Consider the following 14,028-nt stretch of genomic DNA (forward strand, 5'->3'; position numbering starts at 1 on the left):
CCGATGGGATGTTCGCTCTGTGGTCACGCCCGTGAAGGAAGAATCCCTGGCCGCCCTCGGGCGCGGCCTGACCGTGCTCGGCGCGTTTTCGGCCGAACGGCCGGTGATCTCCGTGGCGGAGGCGGCGGAGCTGCTGGAACTGCCGCGCTCCACCGCGCGGCGCACGCTCGGCACGCTGGCCGCGCTGGGGTTTCTGGAACCCGCAGGGCGGGGCTGGCGGCCCACGGCGCGGGCGCTGCGGCTCGCCGCCCCCTATCTGCCGGCCGACCCGGTGCCCACCCTGCTGCAACCCGCCTGCGACCGGCTGCTGGCCGAGACCGGCGCCGCCTGCCTGGCGGGCACGCTGGACGGCGCGGAGGTGCTGGTCATCGCCCGCGCCCTGCCCCCGCAATGGCTGGCCCGGCATGAGGCCGCGGCCCGCCTGCCCGCTGCCGCCAGCGCCGTGGGCCGCATGCTGCTGGCCGGCCTGCCCGAGCCCGCGCTGGACCACATCCCGGAGCCCCGCCGCCCCGGCCTGCTGACCGCCATCGCCGAGGCCCGGCGCGAGGGCTTCGCCCTGGTGGACCAGGAAATGGAGCTGGGCTTCCGGTCGCTGGCCGTGCCGCTGCGCCGCTTCGACGGGCGGGTGGTGGCAGCCCTCGGGCTGACGCTGCGCATCGAGGCCGCCTCCATCGCCACGCTGCTGACCACCCTGCGCCCCCTGCTGGAAGCCGAGGCCGCGCGCCTGGCGGACAGGCTGCTCTGATGGCCAGGCTGAGCGATGCCGACAGCGCCCGGCGCCAGGCCCGCCCCAACGCGCATGATTTCTCCGAGGCCCTGGCGCGGGGGCTTGAGGTGCTGGGCGCCTTCAGCCCCGCCCGGCGCCAGACCTCGCTGAGCGAGGTGGCGGAGGCCACCGGCCTGCCCCGCGCCAGCACCCGCCGCGCGCTGCTGACACTGGCCGAACACGGGCTGGTCGAGACGGACGGCCGGATGTTCCGCGTCACCACCGGCGTGCTGGGCTTCGCCGCGGCCTATCTGCGCGCCAACCCAGTCACCCGGGCGCTGCAGCCGGTGTGCGAGGCCCTGGCGGCGGAGATGGACGCGCTGTGCTCGGCCTCCGTGCTGGATGGGCAGGACGCGGTGCTGGCCGCCCGCGCCGCCCCCGCCCAGGCCGGGCAGATCGCCAGCGGCATCGGCTTCCGCATGCCGGCCTTCTGCAGCGCGGGCGGGCGCATGCTGCTTTCCCAACTGCCGGATGATGCGCTGGATGCGTGGCTGGAGCGCCTGACGCCCCACGCCCAGACGCCGCACACCATCACCGACAAGCCTCGCCTGCGTGAGGCCATCCTGGCCGCCCGCGCCGACGGCTATGCGCTGGTCAGCGAGGAGACCGAGCTGGGCCTGCGCTCCATCGCCATCCTGGCGCCGAGCGGGGCCGCACTCGGCATCGGCCTGCATGTGGAGCGCGGCTCCCGCGAGATGCTGCTCGGCCCCTGTCTCACGCGGCTGCGCACCGCCATCGCATGAAGGAGACAGCGATGCCCGATTTCCCCGTCGTGTTCGGCATCTGCCTGGATGCGGAGGCCTTGTGGCTCGCCATCAACCCCGAGAACGCGGCGAAGCCCGTCCTGCTCTCCCACGGCAGCTACGCGGTGCGGGAGGGGTTGGCGCCTTTGCTGGCCCTGCTGGAACGCCATGGGGTGAAGGCCACCTTCTTCGTCCCCGGCATCACGGCCGACCGCTATCCGGAAGCCGTGCTGGCCATCCATCGCGCAGGGCATGAGCTGGGCAGCCATGGCGCCAACCACCGCACCCCGGTAGGGCTGACGCTGGCCGAGGAACGCGCGGAACTGCTGGGCGGCATCGAGGCGCTGCAACGCGTGACCGGTGAGCGGCCCGTGACCTGGCGCTCACCCAGCTGGGAATGGAGCGCCAACACGCTGGACCTGCTGCTGGCCGAGGGCGTGACGGTCTCCACCAACTTCCACGACGCCGTGCGCCCCTATCGGCACCTGCGGGACGGCAAGCCGGTGGATCTGGTCGAGCTGCCGGTGCACTGGCACCTGGCGGACGCCCCCTTCTTCATCCATGGCGGGCGGATGGAGCGCATTCTGCGCACCCCGCGTGAGGTGGAGATCCTGTGGCAGGAGGAATTCGCGGCCACCCATGCCTGGCCCGGCGCCTTCTTCCACCTGACGCTGCATGTGCAGCTGATCGGCCATCCCGGGCGGCTCGCGATGCTCGACCGGCTGATCGGCTTCATGAAGGCGCACGCGGGCACGCGCTTCGTGACGTCACGCGACCTGGCGGCCGAGATCCCCTGATCAGCCCTTGCGGATGTTGTGGAACAGCGGGAAGCCGTTGAGCATGCCCGTGATGTTGGAGCGGAAGGCGAAGGGCTGCATCCAGGCGCCGGTCGGGATGTAGGGAACGTCCTGCCAGGCCTGCTGCTGGATCTCCTCGCACAGGCGCCGCTGCTCGGCGGGGTCGGTGGCGTCCATGTACTGGTCGCGCAGGGCCTCCAGCCGGGCCGATTCAGGCCAGCCGAAGGTGCCCGCCCGCCCGATGCCGCGCGCATAGGATTGCGTGGCGGGCGATGTCGCGATGATGCCGGGGATGTAGTTGCACCAGACGCTCCAGCCGCCGCGGTCCAGCCCCTCGCGGTTGGCCAGGCGCGGCAGCACCGTGCCCCAGTCCAGCGCCTGGTAGTCGAGGTTGATGCCTACCTTGCGGAACATGTCGGCGGCCAGAAGGCTCATGGCGTTCAGCGAGGGCAGGTCGGTCGGCACCACGAAGACCACGCGCTCACCCTTGTAGCCGGCGGCCTGCAGGTCGCGCTTCACCTTTTCCAGGTCGCGCGGGCCGGTCATGACTTCCAGCCCAGCCTCGTTGCCCGAGGGGCTGCCGGGCAGGAAGAAGCCGCAGCGGTCGTTCCACAGGGAACGCTCCTCGCCCATCACGGCCTGCATGTATTCGGTCTGGTTCACGCCCGCCAGGAAGGCGCGGCGGATGGCCGGGTTGTCGAAGGGCGGGACCAGGTGGTTGAAGCGGATCATGCCCATCAACCCGCCGCGTTCCTTGGCCTCCACGCGGATGTTGCGGTTGCGGCGCAGCAGCGGCAGCAGGTCGGGCTGGGGCTGTTCCCACCAATCGACCTCGCCGGCCTGGAGGGCGGCTGCGGCGGTGGCGGCATCGGGCAGCGTGACCCATTCCACGCGGTCGATATGCACGACCTTCGGCCCCGCCGCGAAGCTGGCCGTGCCCGAGGCGCGCGGCACATACTCCGCGAACTTCGCATAGACGTTGCGGGAGCCCGCCACGCGTTCATTGGCCAGGTAGCGGAAGGGGCCGCTGCCCACCATTTCCGTCACCTGCTGGTTGAATGGCGTGTTCGCCAGCCGCTCCGGCATCACCGGACAGAAGGCGGAGGGCTTGGCGAGTGCCGTCGGCAGCAGGGGAAACGGCTTCTTCAGCCGGAACTGGATGACGCGGTCCGACGGCGCGCTCAGCTCATCGGTCGCGGCGCGCAGGGTCTGGCCGAAGGCATCGGTCTGGGTCCAGCGGTTGATGCTGGCCACCGCATCGCGCGCCAGCACGGGCGTGCCGTCATGGAAACGCAGGCCATCCCGCAGGGTCAGCTTCCAGGTCTTGCCGTCATCCTCGATGACATGGCCATCGACCATCTGCGGCTGGGGGTTGAAGCTGTCATCCAGCCCATAGAGCTGGTCATAGACCAGGAAGCCGTGGTTGCGGGTCACGAGGCCCGTGGTGAAGACCGGGTCCAGCAGCGCGAGATCCGCCTGCGGGACGAACTTCACCACCTTGGCCGGCTGCGCGCCCGCCGGGGCGGAGAGAGTGGCGGCACCGGCCGCACCGGCAAGGAAGTCACGACGCTTCATGGCACTCTCTCTCCGTGATGGGGTTACTGCGCGAGGGGTGGCCTCTTGTCGGCCCAGGGGCGGGCTTCCTCGAAGGCGGCGCTGGCCTGCAGCACGCCGAGGTCATCGAAGCGCCGGCCCACGATCTGCAGCCCCACCGGCAATCCGGCGGGGGTGAAGCCGCAGGGCACGCTGGCCGCCGGGCTGCCGGACCAGTTGAACGGGTAGGAAAATTCCGCCCACATCAGCCAGTCCCATTCATGCTGGGGCCAATGGGCGGGCTGCAGGCGGTCCGCCGGGAAGGCCGCCACGCTGACCGCCGGCGTCAGCAGGAAGTCGTAGCCCTCCATGAACTCATGGATCTGCTGGATATAGGCGAAGCGCCGGCTGCGCATCTGCATGAACTGCGGCGTGGTGAAGCCAGAGGCGAACTTGATCATCGCCACGAAGCCCGGGTCCATCCCGCTCTCGAATTCGGGCAGGCTTTCGATCCGGCTGGAGAAGGTGGCGGGCCAGAAGAAACGCGCAAGCTCAGGGCCGAGCGGCCCCCAGGCGGGCGTCACTTCCTCGATGATCGCGCCCATTTCCTCGAAGACCTTCACGGCCTTCTCGACTGCTTCCGCGATCTCGGGGTCGACGCGGGCATGGCCCAGGTCGCGAGAATAGGCGATGCGCTTGCCCTTCATCGTGGCGGCGCGCAACTGCGAGGCATAATCCTGCGGCGGGGCCTCCAGCGAGGTGAAGTCCCACGGGTGCGGCCCGGCCATGGCCTGGGTCATCAGCGCCGCGTCCTCCACCGTGCGGGTCAGCGGGCCCATATGGGTCGCGTTCTCGTTGTTGGAGACGGGCCAGTTGGGCACGCGCCCATGGGTGGGCTTCAGCCCGTAGACGCCCGAGAAATGCGCGGGCATGCGGATGGACCCCGCGCCGTCACCGCCCTGGTGCAGCGGGCCATAGCCGCAGGCCGCCGCCACACCGGCGCCGGAGGACGAAGCCCCCGCATTCAGCCCCTTGCCCCAGGGGTTGTGGGTGATGCCCGAGATCGGCGCCTGGCTGACGCCCTTCCACCCCCATTCGGCGGCCGAAGTCGTCTTGCCCATCATCATCCCGCCCGCCGAGAGCAGCCGGCTGACGCAGGGCGCATCCACATCCGGGATGGTGCCCTGCATGATGACGGTGGAGAAATCGGTCTGCACGCCCTTCGTGTGCTGCAGATCCTTGATGGTGACGGGGATGCCCTCAAGCAGGCGGGGCGTGTCGCATTGGCGGAACACCGCCTCGGACCGCCTGGCCGCTTCCAGCGCATGTTCGGGCGTCAGGCGCATCATGGCGTTGACGTTGGGTTCGATGCGCTCGATCCGGGCGAGAACCGCCTGAGCGACCTCCACCGGAGAGAGCTTCCGCGCCTTGTACAGCGCATGAAGCTCGGTGACGCCCAGGTAGCCGATCTCGTCGAAATGCATCGCCAGCCTCGATATCCGCCGGTATTTCAGGGCGATTTCATCGATGTGGCAATGCCGCTTTTTCGTGAGGCGCTACTTCCCCGGCAGGGCGCCGCCCTCCCCGCGCATCCGCCGCAGCAGCGCATCCGCGCCGAGGGCCAGCATCGTCACCAGGATCAGCAGCGTGCTGACGGCGGCGATGGTGGGCTCCACCTCCAGCAGCAGGCTGTTCCAGATCCGCACGGGCAGGGTTTCCGCCCGCACCCCGGCCAGGAACAGGGAGATCACCAGCTCATCGAAGGAGGTGAGGAAGCTGAACAGCGCGGCCGAGACCACGCCCGGCAGCGCCAGCGGCACCACCACGCGGCGGAACACCCCCCAGCGCGTGCAGCCGAACACCATCGCCGCGCGCTCCAGCGCCGGGTCCACCGTGCGCAGGGCCGATTGCAGGATGATCAGCACCACGGGCATGGCCACCACGCTGTGCGCCACCGCGATCCAGGGCCGCACCCCCACCAGCCCCATCCGGGCCGAGAGGAAGTACATCGCCACCGCCGTGACCACATGCGGCACGATGACGGGCGTCAGCAGCAGGGACATCAGCGCCCGCCGCCAGGGCAGTTCCGCCCGCACCAGCGCATAGGCCGCGAGGAACCCCAGCAGGGTGGAGAACACCGAGGTCATCAGCCCGATGACCACCGAATTCAGGATGGCATCGCGCCAGCGCTGGTCGCCCAGGAAGCGCGCGTACCATTGGCTGGAGAAGCTCTCGGGCGGGAACTTCAGATAGCCGTCGCCGCTGAAGGAGGCGATGGCCACGATCACGATGGGTGCCACCATGCCGAAGCACAGCAGCACGATCACGGCCTTCATCAGCGTGGCGCGCAGGACGGGGCCCATCATCGCCGTGCCTCCCCCTGGTCCGAGATGCGGGCGTAGAAGGCATAGAGGATGAGCGTGACGGTCAGCAGCACGATGGTCATCAGGGCCGCCGTCGGCCAGTTGTAGGTCAGCTCCACCTCCCGCTCGATCAGCATGGCGATCATGATGTCCCCCGGGCCGCCCATCAGCGCGGGCGTGACGAAGAAGCCGAGCGCCAGGATGAAGGTGATCAGCACGCCCGCGATCACGCCATGCAGCGTCAGCGGCATGAATACCTTCAGGAAAACGGTGGCGGGCGAGGCGCCCATCCCCTCGGCCGCCTGCAGCAGCCGCTGGTCCACCGCCTTCATCGCGGCATAGAGCGTGAGCACCATGTAGGGCAGCAGCACATAGGTCATGCCGATGATGACGCCGGTGCGGTTGTACATCAGCTGCAACGGCTCATTGATCAGACCGATGCCGAGCAGGATCTGGTTGATCAGCCCGTTGCGCCCCAGCAGCACCATCCAGGCATAGGTGCGCACGATGGTGCTGGTGAAATAGGGCAGCACGATGCAGAGCAGGATGGCGGTGAACACCAGCCCCTTCGCGCGGGACAGCGCATAGGACATGGGATAGCCGATCAGCAGCACCAGCAGCGTGACCAGCGCCGCGATCCAGTTGGTGTTCAGGATCGCCCCGCCCACCGCGCCCGAGAACAGCACCGCGTCGGCTTCCTCCCAGATCTCGGACAGCGTGCCGAGTTCCGCGAGTGAGCCGCCGATGAACCAGCCGATCGGCACCAGAAAGACGAGCACCAGCAGCAGCAGCGTGGGCGCCAGCAGCAGCCAGGCGGTGAGGCGTGACAAGGGCATCGCGTCAGGCCGCCAGCAGCCGGCTGTCCTCGGCGCGCCAGTGCAGTGTCACCGGGGCGCCGGGGGCGTGCAGCACGGCGCCGGGGCCATTGACGGCATCCGCCAGCACCGTCGCCCCCTGGCCGACATCCACCGCATAGCGCACGACATTGCCGAGGAAGGAGGCATGCAGCACCTGGCCCGGCAGCTGGTTTGGGCCACCCGACGGCGCGGCGGCCGAAACCGTCACCTTCTCCGGCCGCACGAACAGGGTGGTGCCCTGCCCGGCCCCGGCCTCGATCGCGCCCCCGCCCGGCCCGCGCACCAGCGCACCGTCGCGCGTGACGTCCAGCAGGTTGGCCTCACCCAGGAAGGCCGCGACGAAGCGGCTGTCCGGCTTCTCATACACCTCACGCGGGGGGCCCATCTGCGCGATCCGCCCGCCATCCATGATGGCGATGCGGTCGGACATGGTCAGGGCTTCCTCCTGGTCATGCGTGACGTAGATCGCGGTCATGCCCAGCCGCTGCTGGATCTCCTTGATCTCGACCTGCATGTGGAAGCGCAGGTTCTTGTCGAGCGCGCCCAGCGGCTCATCCATCAGCACGATGCGCGGATGGGCCACGATGGCGCGCGCAAGGGCCACGCGCTGCTGCTGCCCGCCCGAGAGCTGGCGGGCATAGCGCGCCTCGAAACCCGTCAGCTTCACCATGGCCAGGGCCTCGGCCACGCGGGCCTGGATCTCGGCCTTCGGTGCGCCCTTGACGGTCAACGGGAAGGCCACGTTCTCGGCCACGTTCAGGTGCGGGAAGATGGCATAGTTCTGGAACACCATGCCCAGGCCCCGCCCGCGCGGCGGCACCTGCGTCATGTCCTGCCCGCCCATCACCACGCGCCCCTCATCGGGGATGACGAAGCCCGCCAGCATGGACAGGGTGGTGGTCTTGCCGCTGCCGGAGGGGCCGAGCAGCGTGAAGAACTCACCGGCCGGGATGGCGAGCGAAACGCCCGCCACCACGGTCTCGGTGCCATAGCGCTTGGTCACCGCCTCAAGGGCGACGGAGGCGCCCCCGCTCAACCCCCCGCCTTTCAACGCAGCACCCAGCGCGACCAGGCGCGGTTCACGCGGTCGCGGTTGTCCTCCCACCAGTTGATGTTCTGGTAGAAACCGCTGCGCTGGGAGTTCTCGCCGCCCGGCATGCGGGCCTTTTCCTCGGCGGTCAGGAACTGCTGGGCCTGCTTGTTGGTCGGCCCGTAGATCAGCTGCTTGGCGTAGGCCGCCTGCACGTTGGGCTGCATCATGAAGTCGGCCAGCCGCTGCGCGCCTTCCTTGTTGCGCGCATCCTTGAACACGCCCAGCGCCTGCACCTGGATCATGTGCTCGTTCCAGGTGTAGGCAAGCGGGGCGTTGCGGTCGATCAGCGTCTGCAGGCGGCCGTTCCAGATGGAGCCCAGCACCACCTCCTGGTCGGACATCATCTGGGCCGAGAGCGCCCCCGTGTCCCAGAAGCGGCGGATCTGCGGGCGGATGCGCGTCATGGCGCGCAGCGCGCGGTCGATGTCGATCGGGTAGATCTGGTCCTTCGGCACGCCGTCGGCCAGCAGCGCGAACTCGAAATTGGGCGAACCCGTCGCGGCATCGGCCAGCATGCGGGGGCCGGGGAAGCGCCCGGCATCCCAGAACTCGGCCCAGCTGTTGGGGTGGGCGTTCGGGAAGGCCGTCTTGCTGTAGGCCAGCACGGTCGCATAGGTGAAGTTGCCGCACTGGTAGGTCTTCTTGACCTCGGGCTCGATGTCCTCGGGCTTGGACCAGCGCCACTGGTCATAGGCGATGGGGGCCAGCGCGCCCATGTTCTCGAGTGCCAGCAGCTGCTTGTCGCCGGTGTCGATCAGGTCCAGCTCGACATTGTTGGCGCGGAACATCGCGATCAGCTTCGCACCCGTGGCCGCCACCGGGCGGACGGTGATGCCCGTCTCACGCGTGAAGGGGTCATAGACGTGCTGGCGCATGATGTCGTCGTAGACGCCGCCCGGCGTGCGCACGATCACTTCGCCGGCAGCCTTGGCGCCGCGCAGCGCGGGGGTGGCCAGCGCCGCCCCCAGCAACAGCCGGCGCGGCAGGATCATCGTGTCCGTCATGTGAAGCCCTCTTGTGGTTGTGCAATCCCGGGTGCCGCGGCTCATGCGCCGAAGCGGTCCAAAGCGTAGGCGGCGGGGTCGGCCAGGGGCCGCTCGCCCAGAATGAGGTCGGAGACCAGGCGCCCGCTCGGCGGGCCGCCCGTCATGCCGAAATGGCCGTGGCCGAAGCACAGGTGCAGGCCGGGCCGCCCCTTCACCGGGCCCAGCACCGGCAGGCTGTCGGGGGTGGAGGGGCGGGAGCCCATCCACAGCCGCGGCGTGCCGCCCGTGATGCCGGGCAGCAGCGCGGCCAGCAGCCCCATCAGCCGCGCCGCGCGGGCCTCATCGGGCGGCGCCTCCAGCCCCGCGATCTCCACCAGGCCCGTGGCGCGCAGCCCCTCCTCCATCGGCGTGACGGCGATGGAGCGTGCCTTGTCCATGATGGGCAGCGCCGGCATCACGCTGGGGTCGGGCAGCATCAGGTGATAGCCGCGCTCGGCCTCCAGCGGCACATGGATGCCCAGCGGCGCCAGCATCTGCTTCGACCAGGCACCGCCCGCCACCACCAGTGTCGCGGCCCGGTGGTTGGCGGCGTTGGTCATGACCATCCAGCCGCCGCCTTCTCCCCCGCCTTCTGGGGGAATGATCTTCATGGCGCGCTCGGCCAGCAGCGTGCCGCCGGCGGCCAGGAAATGATCGGCCAGGCGCCGCACCATGCGCAGCGGGCTGACGGTATGGCCATTGCCCGGCAAGAACAGGCCGCGCTTCACGGCGGGCGTGATCCCGGGCAGCAGGGCACGCACGCCCTCCGCATCCAGCACCTCCGCCGCGATGCCGTGGCGGGCGCGCAGCATCCGGTCACGCGCCGCGGCCTCGGTCTCCCCTTCACTGTCCCACACCTGGACCTGGCCGGTGCGGCGGGCCAGGGCGGCGAAATCCGCGGCCCCCAGCAGGTCCTGCCAACATCGCATCGTCTGGCCGTTCAGGGCGCGCATGGCATCGCTGACCGCCAGCACGCGCTCCATGCGCCCGGCCATGATCCAGCGCAGCAGCCAGGGGGCGGCGCGCGGCAGATAGCGCGGGCGCACCACCAGCGGCCCGTCCGGGTCCAGCAGCCATCCCGGCACCTTGCGCAGCATGCCCGGCTGGGCGATCGGCACCACCGTATCAGGGCTCAGCAGCCCGGCATTGCCGAAGGAGGCCCCGCCCGCCGGCGGCAGCGGGTCGATCACCGTCACCGCCCGCCCGGCGCGCGCCAGCGGCAGGGCGGCAGAGAGCCCCGCCACCCCCGCGCCGAGGACGATGACGCTGCCCGCCATGCTCAGCGGTTCACCAGCAGGCCGCGCGGCAGATGCGTCAGCAATTCGGGGCCGGTTTCGGTCACCAGCACCGATTCACTCAGCGCCGCCCCGCCGGCCGAGGCATAGATGTGAAACACCATCCCCGCCTCCATCACCCAATCGGCCTCCGGGTGCAGGATGCGCGTGAAGTCGCTGGTCCGGGGGCCGGCATCGCCGTACAGGCCCAGCGTGTAGCCGGTGATGTTGTCGTAGCTCGGCCGCAGCCCCGCCTTCACCACCCCGTCGCGCAGGATGGCATCGACATCCGATCCCTTGGCGCCGGGCTTCATGGCGGCGATCTGGCGGTCCTGCAGCTCGGCCAGGATCTCGGCGGCGCGTTGGCGTTCGGGTTCCGGTTCGCCCAACACCACGCAGCGCATGACGCGCGAGGAATAGCCGTAGATACGCGGCGTCAGCTCGATGTGCACCACATCGCCGCTGGCCAGCGGCGCATCGCCCAGATGACCGTGCAGGAAGTCCCAGCCGCGCCCGCCGGTGATGGGCCCGGGCCGATAGGGGTCGCCGCCCATCTCCACGAAGGTCATCTGCGCGATCTTCGCGGCCTCGCGCTGATTGCCGCCGGGCACGCACACCGCCGCCGCGCGGCGCGTGGCCTCATCGGCGATGGCGGCAGCCCGGCGCAGCAGCTCGATCTCGGCGGGGGATTTGATCAGCCGCAGCTCGGCCACCACCGCGCCGATATTCACGAACGCAGCGCCCGGCAACGCCGCCTGCATGGCGGCGAAACGGCTGAGCGAGGTGCCGTAGCTGTCGTAGTCGAGCCCGATGCGCGCCTTGTCCAACCCGCGCGCGCGGAGCGCCGATGCCAGGGCGGGGATCGGGTCCTCCCAGTCGCGGAAGGTCGGGATGTCGCTGATCCAGGTACGCTGCGCGCAGACCGAGGCGTCGAGCGCGCGGATCAGGAAGAACGGCTCACCCTCCAGCGGGATCGCGACGCAGCGCCAGCGATTGGCGGAACTGCCGAAGCCCGAGACCCAGGTCATCGCCTCGATCTCATCGAACAGCGCCACATCCACCTCGGCCGCGCGCATCCGCGCCTTCAGCCGGGCCAGACGCGCGTCGAACTCCGCGCGGGTGAAATACGGGTGCGCGCCCATCAGCGGTCCTCCGTGACGGTCCAGCCTTCCAGCCGGTCCTTGATCTGATAGGCGGTGCCGACGACCGGCATGAACCAGGGGTTGCCGGTGTAGAAGGGGCGCGTGGGGAAGCTGAGGCGCGAGAAGGCCGAGGGGCGGTTGCCCCCGCCCAGGATCAGATGCGCCGCCGCCTTGCCCAGATGCGTCATGGTCACGACGCCGCTGCCGTTGCAGGCCATGGCGTAGTGCACGCCCTCATTCACGCCGACATGCGGCATCATGTCGAAGGCGAAGGCGACATTGCCCTTCCAGCTATGGGTCAGCTTCACGCCGCGCAGATCGGGGATCAGATGCGTGAGGAACCGATGCAGGGTGGCGGCGGACCGCTTCGTGTCCGCATCCATGAAGCTGGCGCGGCCGCCGAACAGGATGCGCCGGTAATCGGGCGAGGGGCGGAAATAATACAGGATCTTCTTGGTGTCGCCGTAGACGCGCAGATGCGGCAGGGCCCGGCGCACGCGCTCCTCGCCCAGCTCCTCGGTCGCGATCATGTAGCTCGCGACCGGGATCAGGCGCCGGCGATGCCAGGGCGTCATGGTGCCGGTATAGCCGTTGGTGCCGAGCATCAGGTGCCTGGCGCGGATCCTGCCCCGGCTGGTCTGCACCATGAAGCCGCCATCGGCCTCACGCGTGTATCCCTGCATCTCCACGCCGCTGATCAGCGTGGCGCCGTGGCCCGCCGCCGCGCGCGCCAGGGACTGGGTGTATTTCGCCGGGTGCAGGGAACCCGCGCGCAGCAGCAGCATGCCGCCATGGTACCGGGGCGTGTCGATCTCCTCGCCCACGCGCTCCTTCGGCAGGATGAAGGCCTGCTCGCCGCCGGCCTTGTTGATCATCTCGGCGCGCTTCTTCAGCGCCTCCATCGCCTTGGGCGCATGGGCGCCGACGAAGCGGCCGCAGCGCACATAGTCGCAGTCGAGGTTCTCGCGCTTCACCAGCGCCTCGAAATCCTCGAAGGCCTGCTCCCCTTCCTCGGCCAGTTCCGCCACGAATTTGGCGCCGAAGGCCTGCTCCAGGTCGCCGCGCGTCTTGCCCAGGCTGCCCGCGCCAGACAGCGCGCCGCCATTGCGGGATGAAGCGCCCCAGCCGATCGGCTCGCGGTCGATCACCAGCGGCTTCATGCCGTTGCGCGCGAGTTCGAGCGCGGTGGAAAGCCCGGCGATGCCGCCGCCCACCACCAGCACCTCGGCGGTGTCAGGCAGGGGGGTCTCGGTGGGCGCGGGGGGTGCCGCCTCCCACCAGAAGGGGCGCTCCTGGAAGCCAGGGGCGAAGGGTGTCTGGGTGTCGCTCATCAGGGGGGTGAGGCTGCCACGCGCGCGCGGGCTTGCCCCATATCAAATCGTCATGAAACCATCATCCGGGACATGACCCTGCCGCATGCGCGGCCACCTCCTCCACCAATTGCCGCGCGGTGGCGCGGATGCTCTGCGCCAGTGCCGCGCGGCCGAAATTGTCGCGCATCTCCTCGGGCCAGATGATGCGGTAGTCGAAGGTCACGGCCGGCTCGAAGGGGCGCAGCACCAGGCCCAGGTGCAGGCAGCTGGCGACCGCGAAGGCATCGGCCACCGTCACGCCGTTGCCCGCCGCCGCCATGGCCACGGCCCCCACCGTCATGCGGCATTCCACCGCCTCGTCCGGGCGGGCGCCGCTGTGCATCAGCGCGTCATCCACCCGCGCCTGGCGGCCTTCCTCCCGCGACAGGGCGATATAGGCCTCGCCGTCCAGGTCGGCGGCGCGCACCACGGGTCTGGCGGCGAAGCGGTGGCCCGGCGGCATCACGCACCAGGCGCGCGTGCGCATCAGCGGCGCGGAGCGCACGCCCGGAATGCGCGGCAGGCCGTTGCTGATGCCGATATCCGCCTGGCGGGAGGAGACGAGCCCCAGCACGCCGCCGGCCGCGCGGGAATGGATCGACATCGTCTCCCGCCGGCCGGAGGTACGCCAGGCGGCGATGGCGCGCGGCAGCAGGCTCAGGGTCAGGGTGGGCAGGCTGGCCATCACGATGCGGCGCGGCGCCTGGGCGCGCAGCCGCTCGGCCAGGGCCGTCACCTCGTCGATGCCGATAAAGACGCGCTCGGTTTCCTTGTGCAGGGCCTCGGCCATCGCATTGGGCACCAGCCGGCCGCGCACGCGCTCGAACAGCGCGAAGCCCGCGATCTGTTCGATCTGGGAAAGAAGCCGGCTGACCGCGGGCTGGGAGGTGCCCAGCATGGCCCCCGCCCCCGTGACGGAACCCGTGCGCATGATGGCGCGGAATGCTTCCAGGTGCCTGAATTCGAGGGATCTGCTGGCCATCGGGCCAAGGTCGCGGCGAAGCGCGGGCATGGTCAAGCGGCAATGCCGGCCAGGGGCACGGCATTCATGAATCCTGTTCACCACGTCATCCGGGCCGCCGC

At 70.0% G+C, this 14,028-nt stretch carries 13 protein-coding genes; 3 read left to right on the forward strand and 10 right to left on the reverse strand.

The genetic code is table 11. The annotated features are described in order from the left end of the window. The first annotated feature begins 31 nt into the window (after window positions 1–31). The 3 genes from EOD42_RS00360 to EOD42_RS00370 are packed head-to-tail and all read left to right on the forward strand — an operon-like array spanning window position 32 to window position 2,306. Complete coding sequence (locus EOD42_RS00360) at window positions 32–745, forward strand: IclR family transcriptional regulator domain-containing protein (RefSeq protein ID WP_164867706.1); 714 nt, start codon at window positions 32–34, stop codon at window positions 743–745. Beyond that, window positions 745–1,509: an IclR family transcriptional regulator domain-containing protein gene (locus EOD42_RS00365; protein WP_127785076.1), complete on the forward strand. Its 765-nt coding sequence runs from the start codon at window positions 745–747 to the stop codon at window positions 1,507–1,509. The genes EOD42_RS00360 and EOD42_RS00365 overlap by 1 nt, the downstream gene beginning before the upstream one ends. A gap of 11 nt (window positions 1,510–1,520) precedes the next feature. Next, window positions 1,521–2,306, forward strand: coding sequence for a polysaccharide deacetylase family protein (locus EOD42_RS00370; protein WP_164867707.1), 786 nt, complete (start codon window positions 1,521–1,523; stop codon window positions 2,304–2,306). Here the strand turns inward: EOD42_RS00370 and EOD42_RS00375 are convergent, their stop codons facing one another. The 10 genes from EOD42_RS00375 to EOD42_RS00420 all read right to left on the reverse strand — a co-directional run bounded on the left by EOD42_RS00375 (window position 2,307) and on the right by EOD42_RS00420 (window position 13,927). After that, a complete protein-coding gene (locus tag EOD42_RS00375) occupies window positions 2,307–3,881 on the reverse strand; it encodes an ABC transporter substrate-binding protein (RefSeq protein WP_127785078.1) in 1,575 nt (524 codons plus the stop codon). It lies immediately after the preceding gene. Window positions 3,882–3,904: 23 nt separating this feature from the next. Next, window positions 3,905–5,323, reverse strand: coding sequence for an amidase (locus tag EOD42_RS00380; protein WP_127785079.1), 1,419 nt, complete (start codon window positions 5,321–5,323; stop codon window positions 3,905–3,907). A 72-nt stretch (window positions 5,324–5,395) separates the two neighbouring features. Beyond that, complete coding sequence (locus tag EOD42_RS00385) at window positions 5,396–6,205, reverse strand: ABC transporter permease (protein WP_127785080.1); 810 nt, start codon at window positions 6,203–6,205, stop codon at window positions 5,396–5,398. Next, complete coding sequence (locus EOD42_RS00390; protein ID WP_164867708.1) at window positions 6,202–7,032, reverse strand: ABC transporter permease; 831 nt, start codon at window positions 7,030–7,032, stop codon at window positions 6,202–6,204. The genes EOD42_RS00385 and EOD42_RS00390 overlap by 4 nt, the downstream gene beginning before the upstream one ends. Before the next feature lie 10 nt (window positions 7,033–7,042). After that, window positions 7,043–8,095, reverse strand: coding sequence for an ABC transporter ATP-binding protein (locus tag EOD42_RS00395; protein WP_206020205.1), 1,053 nt, complete (start codon window positions 8,093–8,095; stop codon window positions 7,043–7,045). Between the two features lie 11 nt (window positions 8,096–8,106). Next, window positions 8,107–9,156 carry an ABC transporter substrate-binding protein gene (locus EOD42_RS00400; RefSeq protein ID WP_164867709.1) on the reverse strand — a complete coding sequence of 350 codons (1,050 nt, stop codon included), beginning with the start codon at window positions 9,154–9,156 and terminating at the stop codon, window positions 8,107–8,109. 41 nt (window positions 9,157–9,197) lie between these two features. Further along, entirely contained in the window at window positions 9,198–10,454 is a 1,257-nt protein-coding gene (locus tag EOD42_RS00405; RefSeq protein ID WP_127785083.1) for an NAD(P)/FAD-dependent oxidoreductase, read from the reverse strand. Between the two features lie 2 nt (window positions 10,455–10,456). After that, window positions 10,457–11,593 carry a M24 family metallopeptidase gene (locus EOD42_RS00410; RefSeq protein WP_127785084.1) on the reverse strand — a complete coding sequence of 379 codons (1,137 nt, stop codon included), beginning with the start codon at window positions 11,591–11,593 and terminating at the stop codon, window positions 10,457–10,459. Then, on the reverse strand, window positions 11,593–12,924 hold the full coding sequence (locus EOD42_RS00415) for an NAD(P)/FAD-dependent oxidoreductase (RefSeq protein ID WP_127785085.1): 1,332 nt from the start codon (window positions 12,922–12,924) through the stop codon (window positions 11,593–11,595). The genes EOD42_RS00410 and EOD42_RS00415 overlap by 1 nt, the downstream gene beginning before the upstream one ends. A 61-nt stretch (window positions 12,925–12,985) precedes the next feature. After that, the gene (locus tag EOD42_RS00420) at window positions 12,986–13,927 is read right to left on the reverse strand and encodes a LysR substrate-binding domain-containing protein (RefSeq protein WP_164867710.1); all 942 of its coding nucleotides are present in this window, start codon (window positions 13,925–13,927) and stop codon (window positions 12,986–12,988) included. Window positions 13,928–14,028 lie beyond the last annotated feature (101 nt).

Source organism: Rhodovarius crocodyli (genome assembly GCF_004005855.1).
GTDB lineage: Bacteria > Pseudomonadota > Alphaproteobacteria > Acetobacterales > Acetobacteraceae > Rhodovarius > Rhodovarius crocodyli.

Excerpts from the sequence above, each read along its gene's own strand:
- EOD42_RS00400 (WP_164867709.1), bottom strand. The coding sequence starts at position 9,156 with ATGACGGACACGATGATCCTGCCGCGCCGGCTGTTGCTGGGGGCGGCG.
- EOD42_RS00375 (WP_127785078.1), bottom strand. The coding sequence starts at position 3,881 with ATGAAGCGTCGTGACTTCCTTGCCGGTGCGGCCGGTGCCGCCACTCTC.
- EOD42_RS00365 (WP_127785076.1), top strand. The coding sequence starts at position 745 with ATGGCCAGGCTGAGCGATGCCGACAGCGCCCGGCGCCAGGCCCGCCCC.
- EOD42_RS00410 (WP_127785084.1), bottom strand. The coding sequence starts at position 11,593 with ATGGGCGCGCACCCGTATTTCACCCGCGCGGAGTTCGACGCGCGTCTG.
- EOD42_RS00420 (WP_164867710.1), bottom strand. The coding sequence starts at position 13,927 with ATGGCCAGCAGATCCCTCGAATTCAGGCACCTGGAAGCATTCCGCGCC.
- EOD42_RS00385 (WP_127785080.1), bottom strand. The coding sequence starts at position 6,205 with ATGATGGGCCCCGTCCTGCGCGCCACGCTGATGAAGGCCGTGATCGTG.
- EOD42_RS00370 (WP_164867707.1), top strand. The coding sequence starts at position 1,521 with ATGCCCGATTTCCCCGTCGTGTTCGGCATCTGCCTGGATGCGGAGGCC.
- EOD42_RS00415 (WP_127785085.1), bottom strand. The coding sequence starts at position 12,924 with ATGAGCGACACCCAGACACCCTTCGCCCCTGGCTTCCAGGAGCGCCCC.
- EOD42_RS00405 (WP_127785083.1), bottom strand. The coding sequence starts at position 10,454 with ATGGCGGGCAGCGTCATCGTCCTCGGCGCGGGGGTGGCGGGGCTCTCT.
- EOD42_RS00380 (WP_127785079.1), bottom strand. The coding sequence starts at position 5,323 with ATGCATTTCGACGAGATCGGCTACCTGGGCGTCACCGAGCTTCATGCG.